Consider the following 17,439-nt stretch of genomic DNA (forward strand, 5'->3'; position numbering starts at 1 on the left):
TTTCATTGAGTATTATCTTTTCACATTCGGTCTCCTTATATAAAAAAGCGATTCATTTTGAACCGCTTTTTCTTATTTATCTCCCTTGTTACGAATAACAAAGCCTGTTTGCTTTTCACTTGAAGTATTGCGTGGTTTTTTATTATCCTTACGGTAACGTTTTTCCTTATCAAAACGATCGTTGCCACGACTTCCTTTTTTGAAATCATCACGGCGACCACCACGACGGTTGTCTCCACGGCGATTATCACGACGGTCATCTCCACGACGACCTCCCTTAGCTTTACCACCAAAGCCATTACCTGATGGTTTAAATGGTAGTGGTTTTTCACGCGCAATCTCCACTTCTGGAAGGCTATCTGGGTCTTGAACAGTCAGACTCAAGATATACATTGCCAATTCTTCTGGAGTAAATTCGGCAGCTAGCTTACGAGCATCCTTACCAAATTTCTCAAAGTTAGCACGAATGGTTTCATCTGCAAAATCACGTTCGATTTTCTTGAGAGCTACTTGTTTTTTAGCTTGGAAGGCTTCTTCTGCACTTGCAGGTTTGAGACCTTTCATACGTTTCTTAGTCAAGTTTTCAATGATTTGAAGGTAGCCCATTTCATTTGGTGATACGAAAGTAATCGACTGACCTGACTTACCAGCACGACCTGTACGACCGATACGGTGAACATAACTTTCAGGATCTTGTGGAATATCGTAGTTATAGACATGGGTCACACCTGAAATATCCAAGCCACGCGCTGCCACGTCTGTCGCAACCAAAACATCAAGATTGCCATTTTTAAAGTCACGAAGGACACGAAGACGTTTGTTTTGGTCTAGGTCTCCATGAATTCCTTCTGCACGGAAGCCACGGATTTTCAAACCACGAGTCAATTCATCCACACGACGTTTGGTACGACCAAATACGATAGCAAGCTCTGGTTGTTCCACATCCATGAGACGAGTCATAGTATCAAATTTTTCTTGTTCTTTAACTCGGATGTAGTATTGATCAACCAATTCTGTTGTCAATTCCTTAGCCGCAATCTTCACATGCTCAGGTTCTTTCATAAACTGAACACCGATACGTTTGATGGAATCTGGCATAGTTGCTGAGAAAAGCAAAGTTTGACGGCTTTCAGGGACACGGGAGATGATAGCTTCAATGTCCTCAAGGAAGCCCATGTTGAGCATTTCATCCGCTTCGTCAAGGATGAGCGTTTCAATATCTTGTAATTTCAAGGCCTTGCGTTTAATCAAGTCCAAGAGGCGACCTGGAGTTCCCACCACGATATGGGCACCAGATTTAAGAGCCTTAATTTGTTTTTCAATGCTTGATCCACCATATACTGAACGGACTTTGACTCCCTTGCTACGACCAAAGCGGAATAGTTCTTCTTGACTTTGGACAGCTAGTTCACGAGTTGGAGCGATGACCAAGGCTTGGATGGTCGCTTCTTCTGTACGGATTTTTTCAAGGGTTGGCAAGCCAAAGGCTGCGGTTTTTCCTGTACCAGTCTGAGCTTGACCGATAACGTCCTTGCCTTCTAGAGCCAAAGGAATGGTTTGTTCTTGGATCGGACTGGCTTCTACAAAACCAGCTTTTTCAATCTCTGCTAGCAAATCAGCAGACAAGTTTAATTCATTAAATTTCACGTTATTCTTCTTTCTAAAGGTGGTGCGAAGCCACCCTATAGGGCTTAGTGTATACTTTTCTTTTTATGACGTATTTTCATATACTGGATACAAAATCGTGTTGCTTCTTTTCCACAAAAGAAAAGTACTGTTTTCTTTGCAACCTATCTAGTATAACACAAGACAAGAGCAAAAGATAGCCCCATTTCTACAGAAAATCATGTAAACGGTTTTTGGCTTTCCTTTTTGATTGAACGACCTAGATAATAAGACAAAGCCAAGGCGATACTATATAAAATGATAAAAACGAACAAGGTTTGTGTGTAAGAATGAGCCATTTTATAAGTCTCTGCTAATAAAATAGGTCCCGCTAAACCAGCCATTGCCCAAGCCGTTAAAATATAACCATGCAGAGCGGCCAATTCCTTGGTTCCAAAAATATCACTGAGATAAGCTGGAATCAATGAAAAACCAGCTCCATAGCAAGTCATCAAAATAGACATAGCGACTACAAATAAAACGGAATCTGTAAAGATCCAAAGTGAAAGAGAAAAGAAAAGATTGACAAGCAGTAATATACTAAAGGTTAGAGGGCGACCGATATAGTCAGACAAACTCGCCCAGAGCAAGCGACCAAATCCATTAAAAATCCCCAAAACACCCACCATTACTGCTGCATGACTTGTAGACAAGCCAGCCATCTCCTGTGCCATTGGCGATGCCGCTGAAATTAAGCCTAAACCACAAGCTATGCTGATAAAGAAAATAATCCAAAGTATATAAAACCGATTGCTTTTTAGAGCCTGATTTGCAGTCATCCCTTGCGTCAGAGAGTCTGTTTTTTCTTTCCCTGAAACAGATAAAATTGCAAGTTCTTGCTCATTTGGACGCTTAATGAATTGTGAAGCTAGGAGCATGATAATAAAGTAACTTGCACCTAAAATATAAAAAGTTTCTACAAGCCCTACCCCTGCGATGAGATGTTGCGCTATGGGACTAGTCAATAAAGAAGCAAAACCAAACCCCATAATCGCTAAACCTGTTGCGAGACCACGTTTATCAGGAAACCATTTTATAATCGTTGACACAGGGGTAATATAGCCTGCTCCCAAACCAAGCCCACCTAAAATGCCATAAGCCAGATACAACAACCACAGTTCTTGACGGTCTATTGCAAATCCTGTTAGGATATTTCCACCTGCGTATAGAAAAGCAGATAGACTCCCCATGACTCTCGGACCAAATTTTTCTACCAAACGCCCCATAAATGCAGCCGATAAGCCCAAACAAAAGATTGCTAGACTAAAGGCAAAGGCAACAGAAGCCTGATCCCATCCCGTTTTTTCAATAATAGGGTTGCGATAAACACTCCAGGCATAAGTCGAACCCAGCATTAAGTGTAAAATGACCCCAGCAAAGGCAATAATATAACGATTCGATTTCATAAAACCTCCTATTTTCGAACATTTATTCTATCTTATATAAAAATAGATAGGATTTTAGTTTATCAAGCTTGTCAAAAAATTACTAGTTTTTTGTCTGGAAAGCGTTTTTATCTTTTCTGTCTTTTTCGTAGCAGAATTGTGCAAAAGTTTTTTTCTTGTGCTAGAATGAAATGCGAATAGGAGGAACTATAAATGTTAACATACGATTTAATTGTTATTGGATTTGGTAAAGCTGGTAAAACACTAGCTGGTAAATTGGCTTCAGCTGGTAAAAAAGTTGCCCTCGTTGAACGTAGCAAAGCTATGTATGGTGGAACTTGTATCAACATTGGTTGTATCCCAACTAAAACCTTGCTAGTTGCTGCTGAGAAGGGCTTGTCTTTTGAAGAAGTCATTGCTACCAAAAATACTATCACTGGTCGCCTCAACGGTAAAAACTATGCGACTGTTGCTGGTACAGGCGTGGATATCTTTGATGCGGAAGCTCACTTCCTTTCAAATAAAGTCATCGAAATCCAAGCTGGTGATGAAAAGAAAGAACTGACTGCTGAAACAATCGTCATCAACACTGGTGCTGTTTCAAACGTCTTGCCTATCCCTGGACTTGCTACAAGCAAGAACGTCTTTGACTCAACAGGTATCCAAAATTTGGACAAATTGCCTGAAAAACTTGGAGTCCTTGGTGGTGGAAATATCGGTCTTGAATTTGCTGGCCTTTACAACAAACTTGGAAGCAAGGTTACAGTCCTAGATGCCTTGGATACATTCCTACCTCGTGCAGAACCTTCCATCGCAGCTCTTGCTAAACAATACCTGGAAGAAGACGGTATTGAATTGCTTCAAAATATCCATACTACTGAAATTAAAAACGACGGTGACCAAGTGCTTATCGTAACTGAAGACGAAACTTACCGTTTCGATGCCCTTCTCTACGCAACTGGACGTAAACCAAATGTAGAACCACTTCAACTTGAAAATACAGATATTGAACTTACTGAACGTGGTGCTATTAAAGTAGACAAACATTGTCAAACAAACGTTCCTGGTGTATTTGCAGTTGGGGATGTCAACGGTGGCCTTCAATTTACTTACATTTCACTTGATGACTTCCGTGTTGTCTACAGCTACCTTGCTGGAGATGGCAGCTACACACTTGAAGACCGTCTCAATGTACCAAACACCATGTTTATCACACCTGCACTTTCACAAGTTGGTTTGACTGAAAGCCAAGCAGCAGATTTGAAACTTCCATACACTGTTAAGGAAATTCCTGTTGCAGCCATGCCTCGTGGTCACGTAAATGGAAACCTTCGCGGAGCTTTCAAAGCTGTTGTTAATACTGAAACCAAAGAAATTCTTGGAGCAAGCATCTTCTCAGAAGGTTCTCAAGAAATCATCAACATCATCACTGTTGCTATGGACAACAAGATTCCTTACACTTACTTCACAAAACAAATCTTCACTCACCCAACTTTGGCTGAGAACTTGAATGACTTGTTTGCGATTTAAGTTGAGATCACATCTTAACTGACAGCCCTCTTTGGGCTGTTTTTACTTCTGCGGAATCTCAAATCTGTCTTTTCCCTCTTTTGTGATATAATAGAAACATGAACTTAAAAACTACTTTGGGCCTTCTTGCTGGGTGTTCTTCCCACTTCGTTTTAAGCCGTCTTGGACGTGGAAGTACGCTCCCAGGGAAAGTCGCCCTTCAATTTGATAAAGATATTTTACAAAACCTAGCTAAGAACTACGAGATTGTCGTGGTCACTGGAACAAATGGAAAAACCCTGACAACTGCCCTCACTGTCGGCATTTTAAAAGAGGTTTATGGTCAAGTTCTAACCAACCCAAGCGGTGCCAACATGATTACAGGAATTGCAACAACCTTCCTAACAGCCAAATCTTCAAAAACTGGGAAAAATATTGCCGTCCTCGAAATTGACGAAGCCAGTCTATCTCGTATCTGTGACTATATCCAGCCTAGTCTTTTTGTCATTACTAATATCTTCCGTGATCAGATGGATCGTTTCGGTGAAATCTATACTACCTATAACATGATATTGGATGCCATTCGGAAAGTTCCAACTGCTACTGTTCTCCTTAACGGAGACAGCCCACTTTTCTACAAACCATCTTTCCCAAATCCTATACAGTATTTTGGTTTTGACTTGGAAAAAGGACCAGCCCAACTGGCTCACTACAATACCGAAGGGATTCTCTGTCCTGACTGTCAAGGCATCCTCAAATATGAGCATAATACCTATGCAAACTTGGGTGCCTATATCTGTGAAGGTTGTGGATGTAAACGTCCTGATCTCGACTATCGTTTGACAAAACTGGTTGAGTTGACCAACAATCGCTCTCGCTTTGTCATAGACGGCCAAGAATACGGTATCCAAATCGGCGGTCTCTACAATATCTACAACGCCCTAGCTGCGGTTGCCATCGCCCGTTTCCTCGGCGCAGATTCCCAACTCATCAAACAGGGATTTGACAAGAGCCGTGCTGTCTTTGGACGCCAAGAAACCTTTCATATCGGTGACAAGGAATGTACCCTTGTCTTGATTAAAAATCCAGTCGGTGCAACCCAAGCTATCGAAATGATCAAACTAGCACCTTATCCATTTAGCCTATCTGTCCTCCTTAATGCCAACTATGCAGATGGAATTGACACTAGCTGGATCTGGGATGCAGACTTTGAGCAAATCACTGACATGGACATTCCTGAAATCAACGCTGGCGGTGTTCGCCATTCTGAAATTGCACGTCGTCTACGAGTAACAGGCTATCCAGCTGAGAAAATCACTGAAACAAGTAGTCTGGAACAAGTTCTTAAGACCATTGAGAACCAAGACTGCAAGCATGCCTATATCCTAGCTACCTATACTGCTATGCTGGAATTCCGCGAACTGCTGGCTAGTCGTCAGATTGTTAGAAAGGAGATGAACTAATGGTTTATACTTCACTTTCCTCAAAAGCTGGCAATTACCCTTATCAGATCAATATTGCCCACCTCTACGGAAATCTCATGAATACCTACGGGGACAATGGAAACATCCTCATGCTCAAGTATGTGGCTGAAAAACTGGGAGCACATGTGACCGTTGACATCGTTTCTCTCCATGATGACTTTGATGAAAATCACTACGACATCGCCTTTTTCGGTGGTGGTCAAGACTTTGAACAAAGTATCATTGCAGACGACCTACCTGCTAAAAAAGAGAGCATTGACAACTACATCCAAAACGACGGTGTAGTTCTGGCTATCTGCGGTGGTTTCCAACTATTGGGTCAATATTATGTTGAAGCTTCAGGAAAACGTATCGAAGGGCTAGGGGTCATGGGACACTACACGCTCAACCAGACCAATAACCGTTTTATCGGGGATATCAGGATTCACAATGAAGATTTCGATGAAACCTACTATGGCTTTGAAAATCACCAAGGTCGTACCTTCCTCTCTGATGACCAAAAACCGCTGGGACAGGTTGTCTATGGAAATGGAAACAACGAAGAAAAGGGCGGTGAAGGGGTTCATTATAAGAATGTCTTTGGTTCCTACTTCCACGGACCTATCCTCTCTCGCAATGCCAATCTGGCCTATCGACTGGTCACTACTGCCCTCAAGAAGAAATATGGTCAGGACATCCAACTCCCTGCCTATGAGGACATTCTCAGCCAAGAAATCTCTGAAGAATACAGTGACGTCAAAAGGAAGGCTGACTTTTCTTAAACAAAGTGAAACTATATCAAAGAACTCCGTTATCTTGTCGGAGTTCTTTTTGTCTGTTCTTTTACCCTTCTCCCTTGCATTTTCTCTCATTTTTTGCCAAAATAGAGGGGTAGAAAGAAGGTAGCATATGTCTAAATTACAACAAATCCTAACATATCTTGAATCAGAAAAACTAGACGTCGCTGTCGTATCTGACCCCGTCACAATCAATTACCTCACTGATTTTTACAGTGATCCCCATGAACGCCAAATGTTCCTCTTTGTCCTAGCAGATCAGGAACCTCTCCTCTTTGTCCCAGCTCTTGAAGTAGAACGTGCAAGTAGCACCGTTTCCTTCCCAGTAGTGGGCTATGTCGATTCTGAAAATCCATGGCAAAAAATCAAACATACTCTTCCACAGCTTGCCTTCAAACGTGTCGCTGTTGAGTTTGACAATCTTATCTTGACCAAATATCATGGCTTGAAAATAGTCTTTGAAACTGCTGAGTTTGAAAACCTCACACCTCGTATCCAACGCATGCGCCTCATCAAATCAGCTGACGAAGTGCAAAAAATGATGGTTGCAGGTCTTTATGCTGACAAGGCTGTTCATGTTGGTTTTAACAATATTTCTCTTGATAAGACAGAGACAGATATCATCGCCCAAATCGACTTTGCCATGAAGCGTGAAGGTTATGAAATGAGTTTTGATACTATGGTCTTGACTGGCGATAACGCTGCAAATCCACACGGCATTCCAGCAGCTAACAAAGTTGAAAATAATGCTCTTCTCCTCTTTGACCTGGGTGTTCTAGTCAACGGCTATGCGTCAGATATGACTCGTACAGTCGCAGTCGGCAAACCTGACCAATTCAAGAAAGATATTTACAACTTGACCCTTGAAGCCCAACAAGCTGCTCTTGACTTTATCAAGCCGGGTGTGACTGCCCATGAAGTGGACCGCGCTGCCCGTGAAGTCATCGAAAAAGCTGGTTACGGTGAGTACTTCAACCACCGTCTCGGTCACGGTATCGGTATGGATGTCCACGAATTCCCATCTATCATGGAAGGAAACGACATGGTCATCGAAGAAGGCATGTGCTTCTCTGTTGAACCAGGTATCTATATCCCTGGTAAGGTCGGTGTCCGTATCGAAGACTGCGGTGTTGTTACCAAGGATGGCTTCGACCTCTTTACAAGCACCAGCAAAGACTTGCTTTATTTTGATTAAGATAGCAACAAACCCTAGTTAGACAAGAAGAATCACTTCTGTTTTATGACGTCCATTCTGAATGAAATTCTTCATTGTTCCCCTATGATTGGTTACAAGTCTCTCAATATTTTTAAGCCCCCATCCCTCTGTCTGACGTTCCTTTCGTATTACCAATTCATTCTCATCAAATGAATTCTCGATAGCAATAAAGAGTTTCTTCTGAAAATATCGTATTCCTAAGATCAAGACCCTATCTTCTTTATTACTCAAGCGCATACAGGCTTCAAGACTATTGTCCAACAAATTACCAAGTAAAACCGCTAAAATATCTGGATTGATTTCTAATCGTTGAGGTACAAAACAATCAATTTCCAATTGTATGTCCTCTACCTTATCCTGTAATTTTTGATTGAGTAAAAAGTTAATTGTTGTATTCTTGGAGTAACAGACAGTTTGGTTCTCTATACTATTTGTCATGCTTTGGAGATAAGACTTCGCTTGTTCAGGATCTTCTTTTAAAAGTGCAAGGAGGATTAAATGTTGATTTTTCAAATCGTGTTGAATCCTTTGAATCCTCCTATAATCTTTTTTAGATTGTTTCATTTCTCTCAGTTGAAAGGTCATCTGTTCCGTCTCTAGTATGCTTTGATAATACCTCTGTTGTTGCTGAGAAAGATATAGTGTGAAATAGAGAGAAGAGAACGTTAACACAATGAGGGCTAATACAGAAACAAAAGAAAGATAATCCTTCTCAAACACTTGCCCTTGAATCGCTGATACTGTAAAAGCAAAACAAATGGACAAAAATGGTACAATAAACTGGTATAACCAAGTCCCTTTAGAAACAGTATAAACTAACTTTTGATGTGCACGAAAAAGTTGTCGAAGAACCAGGGTCACTAGCAATGATAAAAGAAAAGCTACAGCGAGATAAAAAAGCATGGCTATTAGATTTTCTGAAATGACTGATAAAGGGGAAAATAGTTGCACTGCTTGATTGAGTATAGTACCAGCTAGTAAAGTTAGACTCATCTGACAAAAAATCCAAAACGAAGATTCTTGAACAGCATATCCAAAATAAAGACCTAAAAAATAATACTCTGCGATACTGAGAATAAGATTCCCTACTAAGAAAAGATTAGCTCCTGAAAATAATATCGTCAACAAGGCATGGAAAAATAAAAGGAGAGAAGTAAAGATACAAATTCTCCTAGACTTTTCTTTTTGGGACAGAGGTCTATAAAAGAAAATAATTCCCAAAAATAAATCAAACAGAATACTCACAATCCGCAAACTGACTAACATTAAAAATTCCTCTCACTCAGATAATAATAATACTTTTCTCTAAAAGACGTTTGAAATTTTCGGCTAATTGGAAGGTGATTTTCATCCATTCCATTTAAAATTGTGACTATTTGCGAATCAAACTCTGTCACATATCTAGGATTGATAATATAGGAAGAATGAATTTGAATAAAGTAATCAGGTAATTTCTCTAAAATATCTTTCGTTTTAAGCAAAGCTTTGTAAGTCTGATCTTTAGTGTAAATAAAGACAGCACGCTTATCCTTTTCAAAAAATACAATGTCATCTAAAGGCAGTGAATAATGCTGCTTTCCAAAAGTAAACGTAAATACAGCTTGCCCTAAATTCAAAAAACGTACCACTCTATCCAGAGTTTTATATAATTTTTTAGAAGTCACTGGTTTAAGTAAATAATCAAAAGTCTGCACTTCAAAAACCTGCTCCATATAATCTCGATAACTGGTAACAAAGATAATCGGGATAAAAGGGTTTACCTTACGGATTTTTTGTGCCATATCAATTCCTGTTATCTGTGGCATCTCGATATCCAAAAAAACACAACTGTACTTCCCTGTCAATTGTTCTAATAGTTTTTGGGGATTCGTATAAACACTCGTTTCTATTTTGATGTCCTTATAAGATAAGAGTAAGTTTTCTAGCTGACTACCATCCCTATTAGAATCATCACAAATCGCAATTTTTAACATCAAATTCCTCACTACAAGCATGATTTTGCCAATTATAACGTCAAATACGTCAATTATGACATGCTGATAAAAAAATCGTTAATTTATTATACAATATTCTTATCAAATATGAAAGGAGTTACAAAAATGAAAAATATTCAAGTGCGTAAAGTTATTGCTAAAACTGATATTAGCTGGGGTGTTTTCTAAATTTTGGGCACCTCTAAAAACTACCGGTTTTCTATGTTTAGTAACCAGAAAAGGTTGAAAAATTAGCATTTTAAAATTGAGTTTTTAGAGGAGTTCTTTTCTATTTATTCCTACTGTTGGAATTGAGTAGATAGGTTCACCATTTTCTTTCTACTTATTTCCATTTGTAATAGGAACTGGGAGTTGCAAGACGAGGATATATGATTTATAATCACCTCGTCTTCCTTTTTTAATAAAATAGTGAGGTTAAAATGAAATTCTATCATCCAAGAATAAAAGAAATATATCCTGTTTATAAACTTCATAAAAATTTATTTAGGATTGGGCTACAAATTGGTATAACCACAGAAATTAAGGATGATAATAATAAAATGTGGAATTTAGTCAATATTTTGGACGGACGTCCTTTTCAAGATATTCTCAATATCATGCTAACAAAATATGATGATTTAACTGAAGAAGACATCACAGGCGCTCTTGAACTCTTAGATAATGAGGGGGTTCTCGAAGAAGCGGGCGAAATTCAGGATATTAAAGAACGTTATCATTCAAATATATATTATTTCAGTCGCTATTTAAATAGCTTCCAAGATAGTATTGCAACACAGAAAAAAATTCATCAGTCTACTATCCTTTTACTAGGTCTTGGTGGTGGGGGTTCTAACATACTGACATTACTAGCAGGCTTGGGACCTAAAAAGATAAAAATAGTGGATTTTGACATTGTTGAGCAAAGTAATCTAGGAAGACAATTTCTATACAAGGAAGATGATATTGGCTTATCTAAAGTTCAAATTGCCCATAGAGAAGTTACAAAAATGAATTCCGATATTGAAGTAGAAACCCATAATATACGTATCACCTCTGTAAGTGACTTGATTCCTTTACTTGATGATGTTGATATTACGATATGTGTGATTGATGAACCTCAATATGATATTCAACGTATCGTAAATAAAGCAATCGTTACAAAAAATATTCCCTGTATATTTGGCGCCAGTCAAGTTAGTCGTGGTCGTGTCTATTCAGTTATCCCTTACCAAACAGGCTGTTTTGATTGTTTAAATATTTATTATACAAAAATTGACACTCTATTCCTTGAACAATTCCACGGTGTTCGTACGATTACAAAAACAATCCCTACAATAGCCTATGGTCCAGCAATATTTCAACTGACTTCTGCCATTGTTGATGAAACTATCCGATTATTAACTCAATATACGGAACCAATTAGCCTTAACCATCAATACGAAATCAATTATGAAAACGGAGCCTCATTCACACACGATTCTTGGGGACGCTATCTTGATGAATGTCCAACATGCGGCACAGGTAAAGAAGACGATTGGGAAATTTTTTCTAAGTACGGAGAATTAAAGTTATGACAACTGCAAAACTCGTAATTGATAATTTGACTAAATCTTTTGATGGTCAGCACTTAGCCAATAATCATATTTCCTTAGAAATATCACCAGCAAAAATCACGGCTTTTTTGGGACACAATGGAGCTGGAAAATCTACTCTATTGAATCAAATGATTGGTTTTACTAAACCTGACCAAGGAGATATTTTGTATGGTGATATTTCTTTTATATACAATCGTAAACAAGCACGCACCTTAATTAGTTATATGTCTCAACAATATGCCCCACTCGACAAATTAACCGTAGAACAAAATTTAGAAATACTTGGAAAAATGCGAGGATTGAGTTCCCAAGAACTAGAAAAAGCAATCAGCCAGCTTCTCACTGATTTAGAAATTGAAGACTATCGTTACAAAAAAGGTAAGGATCTTTCGGGCGGTCTCAAAAGACTAACTTCCTTCGCTATGACACTAATCGGTAGCTCAGACATCATTCTTCTTGACGAACCAACAAATGATGTTGACCCCATTCGTCGTGAAAAGCAATGGCAATTATTGCAAAAGTTAGCTAGCAAGGGGCATACCATTATTATCGTTACTCATAATCTTCTGGAGGTTGAAAAATATGCAGATAATTACGCCCTCTTTAATAATGGTAGATTGCTCAAATCAGGAAAGGTTAAGCAAATCATCCATGACAAACTGTATCAGATAAGCTTTGATTTTAAGACTAAAAGTATATTAGACAAAATAGAAGATTATACAATTATCAATGGTGTTAGTTGTCAATTAGAGATTGAGGAAAGAAGTCTAGCTCCATTGATAGCACAACTGACAGAAGAACTTGGTCAAAAAACAATTTCCAATCTCTCTCTTCATCAAAAAACATTGACTATTTCTGACCTTTATAGAGAGGAGCTAACCAACTAATATGACTCAATTTTTTTACTTACTTCATTGGAACTACTTGCGCCAAAAAGAGCTTTTCATCCTTTTTACACTAGCACAGCTCCTCTTATCCATTTCTCTTCTTTTTGGCTACCCTCTAGTTATTGGCGATATCGATTCGACTACTGCCTACTATCTTTCGTCTGGTTCTGTTTTAATTGGAATTATCTCCATGGGTTGTACAATTTCCTCCCCTGTTATAGCAAATGATAAGTTGGAAGGGCATTTTGATTATATTCGTGCCTTACCCATCCCTAGGATATTCATTTCTCTCGCTGACTTGTGGATGTGGTTAATTGCCATTTTGCCGGGAGTTTTTATTTCTATTCTACTTGGGTATGTCCGTTTTTCTGTTCGTCTCCATCCATCTTTTCTTGGTGTTTTTATTGTGCTTCTGATTTGTCTTACTATGATTAGTCTGGGATTTGCTATAGCCTACACCTTTTCTCCAAATACAGTAACCCTTATGTCGCAGCTAATTCTTATGATTGGACTCATGTTCTCACCACTCATGTATCCTGCAGATCGACTACCTGAGTGGGTAAACCATCTTTACCGTGCCCTCCCTTTCGTCCCTTCCTCAAATCTTCTGCGAGCCAGCCTTTACGACTACGGAAATGTTTCTCTATTGGACATGAGTATTCTCATTCTTTGGATTATGTCAACACAGTTAATTATTTTAAGAACTCTTCATAAAGAAAAATGATTGCTCCTAAAGCTTTTCTTATAGACTAAGCCAATAAAAAGAACCTTCATGACTATTCGAAAAGCTAAACAAGAAGATATTCCTAAATTACTCGATTTATTACAACAAATCCTTACGCTTCACCACCAAGCTCGACCAGATATTTTTAAGCAAACTGGGACTAAATATAGTTCCTCTGAGTTGCAAAATATTCTCTCTCAAGAACATACCCCTATTTTTGTTTTTGAAGATGAGAAGGGACAAGTTCTCGGACACCTATTTTGTACCATAAAAGATAAAACAGATAATCCTGTTCTCCAAGAAATCAAAACCCTTTTTATCAAAGATTTATGTGTAGATCAAAATGCTCGTGGTCAAAAAATTGGTGATCAACTCTATCAATTCGCTCTCAATTATGCTAAAGAAATTGGCTGCCATAATCTAACCCTAAGTGTCTGGAATGATAACGAGGGTGCTCTCCGCTTTTATCAAAGACAAGGGATGAAACCCCAAGAAACAACAATGGAAATGATAATTGATTAAGAAGTAATCTATAAAAAGATGTTAGAAAAAGTTCAATTTCACTAGAAAATGAGGAAAATCTTCCCACAATAAAACGCATAGTATCAAGCTTTTCAAACCTGATACTATGCGTTTTTCTTATTTGAAAGACTTTTGACTCAGCCTCTTTACTTAATCTTCTTGATACTTTGACTAAGAATAAATCCTACAATCATCCCTACCATATTTTGCATGAAATTTGGTAAAATTTCTGGTAGGGCTGCTGCCCAGCCATTCATCAATGTAGAACCCAAGGCGTAACCCCCTACCATGGCAATCGTTGCTAAGATAAGGCCTAACCACTGAGTTTTTCCTTTAAATCCTGCGAAAAATCCCTGCAAGCCATGGTTGACCAAGCTAAAGAACATCCACTGAGGATAGCCTGATAAGAGGTCAATCAAGAAACCTGCTAGTCCTCCGACTACAGCTCCTTCACGACTACCAAAGTAAAAGGCCGCAAAGAAAACACCCGCATCTAAAAGAGTTAGAATACCTGTCGGTGTTGGAATTTTTAAGAAATAGCCTAGAACCACAGAAAGGGCGGTTAAGAGGGATACAAGGGCGATTTTAGTTGTTTTGGTTTGCTTCATATTGTCTTACTCCATACTGATCTGCCTGTGCAATGGCACGGTAAACGAAAGCCTTTGAGCTTTCTACTGCTGGTAAAAGTTCATCACCTTTGACTAGATGACTGGCAATGCTGGAAGCAAAGGTACAACCTGCACCAGCATTTTGCCCTTGAATGACAGGATTTTCTAGAACTGTAAAGTTTTGTCCATCATAAAAGACATCCACAGCCTTGTCCTGACTAAGGCGATTGCCTCCCTTAATAATGACTGCTGGCGCTCCTAAATCATGCAATTTCTGCGCTGCAGTTTTCATGTCTTCCAAGGTTTTGATTTCTTGACCAGCTAATAATTCTGCTTCTGGGAGGTTAGGCGTAATCACACTGACATAAGGGAAAAAGCGAATCAACTCTTGGCAAAGTTCACTAACTGCTACGTCGTGCGTTTCCTTGCAGACCAAGACAGGGTCCAATACCACAGGCACTCCTGGGCGTTTCTTGATAAAGTCCAATGCCTTCTCAGCCACACTGACAGTAGGGAGAAGACCAATCTTAATTCCCCCAAACTCCACATCACGCAAGCTATCCAATTCATGTTGAAAAATGGTATCGTCAGTTGGAAAGACTTCAAATCCTTTTTCTGTCAAGGCTGTCAAACAAGTCACTGCTACAAAGCCATGCAAGCCGTTCAAAGTATAGGTAGCCAAATCAGCTGACAGGCCACCACCACTAAAAATATCATTTCCAGAAAGTGCTAAAATACGATTATTCTTCATAACGAATCTCCTTTAAATATAAACCATTTGGTGCTGCAGTGGGACCTGCAAGCTGCCTGTCCTTTTTCTCCAAGATCAGGTCAATCTGCTCTACTGGCATACGCTTGTTGCCGATTTTGAGCAGTGTCCCCACCATATTGCGAATCTGTTTATACAAGAAACCATTTCCTGAAAAGGTAAAAGTCAAAAACTGGCCTGTCTCATCAACCCTAAGACTGGCTTCTGTAATAGTGCGAACCTTATCCTCTACACTAGTCCCAGAGGCTGTAAAGCCAGTGAAATCATGGGTTCCTTCTAGCTTTTTGACGGCCTCCTGCATCCTCTCCACATCAAGTGGGTAAGGGAAGTGGGTGGCATAGTGACGGCGCATCGGATTTTTGGGACGTCCTCTATCCACGATAAACTCATAGGTCTTGCTATGCTTAGCATAACGGCAATGAAAATCATCCGCTACCAGATCAATCGAAATCACATCAATATCTTCAGGGGACTGGGTGTCCAAGGCAAAGCGAAGTTTTTCCTCATCCATTTGATAGGGCAAGTCAAAATGAAGCACCTGTCCCAGAGCATGAACCCCACTATCTGTCCTACCAGCACCGTGAACAGTAATAGCTTGCCCTTTATTTAACCTGGTCAAGGTTTTTTCAATTTCTTCCTGAACGCTACGCGCATGAGGCTGGCGCTGAAAGCCAGCAAAGGCATAACCATCATAGGAAATAGTTGCTTTATATCTCGTCATAACCTCTATTTTATCAAGAAATTAGTCTGTAAACAAGGACCTAAAACAAATATTGTATGGGTATAAAAATCTCATACTCTTCGAAAATCTCTTCAAACCACGTCAGTTTCCATCTGCAACCTCAACACACTATTTTGAGCAACCTGCGGCTAGCTTTCTATAGTAGATTGAAATAAGATATGAATAATTCTATTAGGAAAGTCAAATTAATTTCTAGAAATATTTTAGCAGCTACAGCGTACTATTCCAAACTCAATCAACTATGCTCTTTGATTTTCATTGAGTATCAAAAGAAAAACTTAGGAATCAATCCTAAGCTCTCTTCTGAAGTAGGTACATGACAAAGATAGAGATTACAATCAACCAACCTCCTAAGATACTAAAGACCAGCATCCCATTGTGCGTTAGTAACCCTATTGCACCTAGAATGAATGGGGTCGTAAAAGCTCCGAAACTACAGCCTAAAACTGCAAATGAAGTTGCTTGATTGAGGAGTTTAGCTGGAATTCGTTCAGAGACAAGTTGAAAGACCGTCGTCAAGACTACACTATAGGCAAATCCAGCCAGAACACTTCCTGCTACTACCACCCACAAGGATGGAGACAAGGCAATCACGATTTGCCCCAAGCCAAATGTAATACCAGACCAGAGGAGCAGTTTCTCTTTAAAGATAGAAATCAAGAAAGAAAAACTCACTCCAGCCACAATCCCGATTAACTGCATGAGACTAAGAACAAAACTAGATAACTGGGCATCCCCCAATCCTCTTTCCACCATCAAACTTGGAATACGGATGGTAATAGCTGTATTGGTACAAACTACAGCTGCCGCTTCGATAGCTAGGGTAAAAATCAAGCCTTTCATTTCTCGAGTTAAACGACTTGCTTCCTTCGCTCTTTTCTTGACTTCTTTCTTTGATTTTCCATAAGGGACAAAGAGCAGATAAAGGGGCAGCACCAAAAATCCAGCACTATAGGCTAGAAAGATAGCTGTCCAACCAAAGGCCAACAACTGACCGACGGCCAAGGTAATGAGAGAAGCTCCAACGACCTCTGCAGAAGCGCGTAGCCCTAACATCTGAATTCGCCTTTTTCCTTGATAGCGTTCACTGATAATAGAAATGGCCTTGGCATTGATCATCCCAACACCTAAACCAAAAAGAAGCCGTGTTCCAAAGACAAAGGGATAGGCTTGGTACCAGAAGGGAGCTGTACCGCTCAATGATAAAATCAGCAAGCCCAAACTAATCTGTAAGCGCTCAGGAAATATTTTTTCCAAGAAACCATTTAGCAGTAACATCATCATGATTCCAAAGGAAGGCAAGCTCACCAAGAGCTCAATTTGTTCCTTAGAATAACCCTGATAATAGTCAAACATGGCTGGTAGGGCACTCGAAATGGAAAAGGAGGTAATCAAAACGAGGGAGAGAGCCAAAATGCTGGCCCGTTCTAAAAATTGTTTCATGAAATCTCTTTCTATATTTCTCTTAATCTTCTACTTTTTTGATAGTTATCAAAAAAGCAAGAAAAGAAGAAGCCTCATTGGTACACAGACTCCTTCTCAAACTCGAAAATGAATCCCTTGTGTCTTATACTCAATGAAAAT

16 protein-coding genes are annotated in these 17,439 nt (G+C 39.4%); 8 read left to right on the forward strand and 8 right to left on the reverse strand.

What is annotated here, in order from left to right:
• Positions 1–72: 72 nt before the first annotated feature.
• Both HT723_RS08630 and HT723_RS08635 read right to left on the reverse strand, forming a co-directional pair.
• Positions 73–1,647 (reverse strand): DEAD/DEAH box helicase, encoded by a 1,575-nt coding sequence (locus HT723_RS08630; protein ID WP_172935037.1) that lies wholly within the window; start codon positions 1,645–1,647, stop codon positions 73–75.
• Positions 1,648–1,844: 197 nt separating this feature from the next.
• Complete coding sequence (locus tag HT723_RS08635) at positions 1,845–3,071, reverse strand: OFA family MFS transporter (RefSeq protein ID WP_172935038.1); 1,227 nt, start codon at positions 3,069–3,071, stop codon at positions 1,845–1,847.
• A gap of 192 nt (positions 3,072–3,263) precedes the next feature.
• On the opposite strand from HT723_RS08635, the gene HT723_RS08640 reads away from it, so the two are divergent.
• The 4 genes from HT723_RS08640 (at position 3,264) to HT723_RS08655 (ending at position 8,014) form a co-directional block, all read left to right on the forward strand.
• Complete coding sequence (locus tag HT723_RS08640) at positions 3,264–4,580, forward strand: FAD-containing oxidoreductase (protein WP_172935039.1); 1,317 nt, start codon at positions 3,264–3,266, stop codon at positions 4,578–4,580.
• 98 nt (positions 4,581–4,678) lie between these two features.
• Positions 4,679–6,022 carry a lipid II isoglutaminyl synthase subunit MurT gene (gene murT, locus HT723_RS08645; RefSeq protein WP_172935040.1) on the forward strand — a complete coding sequence of 448 codons (1,344 nt, stop codon included), beginning with the start codon at positions 4,679–4,681 and terminating at the stop codon, positions 6,020–6,022.
• The gene (gene gatD / locus HT723_RS08650; protein ID WP_172935041.1) at positions 6,022–6,804 is read left to right on the forward strand and encodes a lipid II isoglutaminyl synthase subunit GatD; all 783 of its coding nucleotides are present in this window, start codon (positions 6,022–6,024) and stop codon (positions 6,802–6,804) included. The genes murT and gatD overlap by 1 nt, the downstream gene beginning before the upstream one ends.
• Positions 6,805–6,931: 127 nt before the next feature.
• On the forward strand, positions 6,932–8,014 hold the full coding sequence (locus HT723_RS08655) for a Xaa-Pro peptidase family protein (protein WP_172935042.1): 1,083 nt from the start codon (positions 6,932–6,934) through the stop codon (positions 8,012–8,014).
• An 18-nt stretch (positions 8,015–8,032) separates the two neighbouring features.
• Here the strand turns inward: HT723_RS08655 and HT723_RS08660 are convergent, their stop codons facing one another.
• Together HT723_RS08660 and HT723_RS08665 are read right to left on the reverse strand one after the other, a co-directional pair.
• Positions 8,033–9,301 (reverse strand): GHKL domain-containing protein, encoded by a 1,269-nt coding sequence (locus HT723_RS08660; protein WP_000961370.1) that lies wholly within the window; start codon positions 9,299–9,301, stop codon positions 8,033–8,035.
• Positions 9,301–10,008 (reverse strand): LytTR family DNA-binding domain-containing protein, encoded by a 708-nt coding sequence (locus HT723_RS08665; RefSeq protein ID WP_172935043.1) that lies wholly within the window; start codon positions 10,006–10,008, stop codon positions 9,301–9,303. Before HT723_RS08665 ends, HT723_RS08660 begins: the two co-directional genes overlap by 1 nt.
• Before the next feature lie 440 nt (positions 10,009–10,448).
• Between HT723_RS08665 and HT723_RS08670 the strand changes: the two genes are divergently transcribed.
• From HT723_RS08670 to HT723_RS08685, 4 genes are read left to right on the forward strand one after another with little or no spacing between them, the layout of a single operon-like run.
• Positions 10,449–11,582 (forward strand): ThiF family adenylyltransferase, encoded by a 1,134-nt coding sequence (locus HT723_RS08670; RefSeq protein ID WP_023936973.1) that lies wholly within the window; start codon positions 10,449–10,451, stop codon positions 11,580–11,582.
• Positions 11,579–12,490, forward strand: coding sequence for an ABC transporter ATP-binding protein (locus tag HT723_RS08675; RefSeq protein ID WP_050222883.1), 912 nt, complete (start codon positions 11,579–11,581; stop codon positions 12,488–12,490). The genes HT723_RS08670 and HT723_RS08675 overlap by 4 nt, the downstream gene beginning before the upstream one ends.
• 1 nt (position 12,491) lies before the next feature.
• Positions 12,492–13,214 (forward strand): ABC transporter permease, encoded by a 723-nt coding sequence (locus HT723_RS08680; RefSeq protein WP_000191422.1) that lies wholly within the window; start codon positions 12,492–12,494, stop codon positions 13,212–13,214.
• Between the two features lie 48 nt (positions 13,215–13,262).
• On the forward strand, positions 13,263–13,736 hold the full coding sequence (locus HT723_RS08685) for a GNAT family N-acetyltransferase (RefSeq protein WP_000155488.1): 474 nt from the start codon (positions 13,263–13,265) through the stop codon (positions 13,734–13,736).
• Positions 13,737–13,882: 146 nt separating this feature from the next.
• On the opposite strand, the gene HT723_RS08690 is transcribed toward HT723_RS08685, so the two are convergent.
• The 4 genes from HT723_RS08690 to HT723_RS08705 form a co-directional block, all read right to left on the reverse strand.
• Complete coding sequence (locus HT723_RS08690) at positions 13,883–14,344, reverse strand: ECF transporter S component (protein WP_000814970.1); 462 nt, start codon at positions 14,342–14,344, stop codon at positions 13,883–13,885.
• Positions 14,322–15,095 (reverse strand): bifunctional hydroxymethylpyrimidine kinase/phosphomethylpyrimidine kinase, encoded by a 774-nt coding sequence (locus tag HT723_RS08695; protein ID WP_000794765.1) that lies wholly within the window; start codon positions 15,093–15,095, stop codon positions 14,322–14,324. Before HT723_RS08695 ends, HT723_RS08690 begins: the two co-directional genes overlap by 23 nt.
• Entirely contained in the window at positions 15,085–15,834 is a 750-nt protein-coding gene (truA, locus tag HT723_RS08700; RefSeq protein ID WP_000199190.1) for a tRNA pseudouridine(38-40) synthase TruA, read from the reverse strand. The genes HT723_RS08695 and truA overlap by 11 nt, the downstream gene beginning before the upstream one ends.
• A gap of 312 nt (positions 15,835–16,146) precedes the next feature.
• On the reverse strand, positions 16,147–17,298 hold the full coding sequence (locus tag HT723_RS08705) for an MFS transporter (RefSeq protein ID WP_172935044.1): 1,152 nt from the start codon (positions 17,296–17,298) through the stop codon (positions 16,147–16,149).
• Between the last annotated feature and the right edge of the window lie 141 nt (positions 17,299–17,439).

The sequence above is a fragment of the Streptococcus sp. 2106 genome (genome assembly GCF_013277315.1).
Taxonomy (GTDB): Bacteria; Bacillota; Bacilli; order Lactobacillales; family Streptococcaceae; genus Streptococcus; species Streptococcus pseudopneumoniae.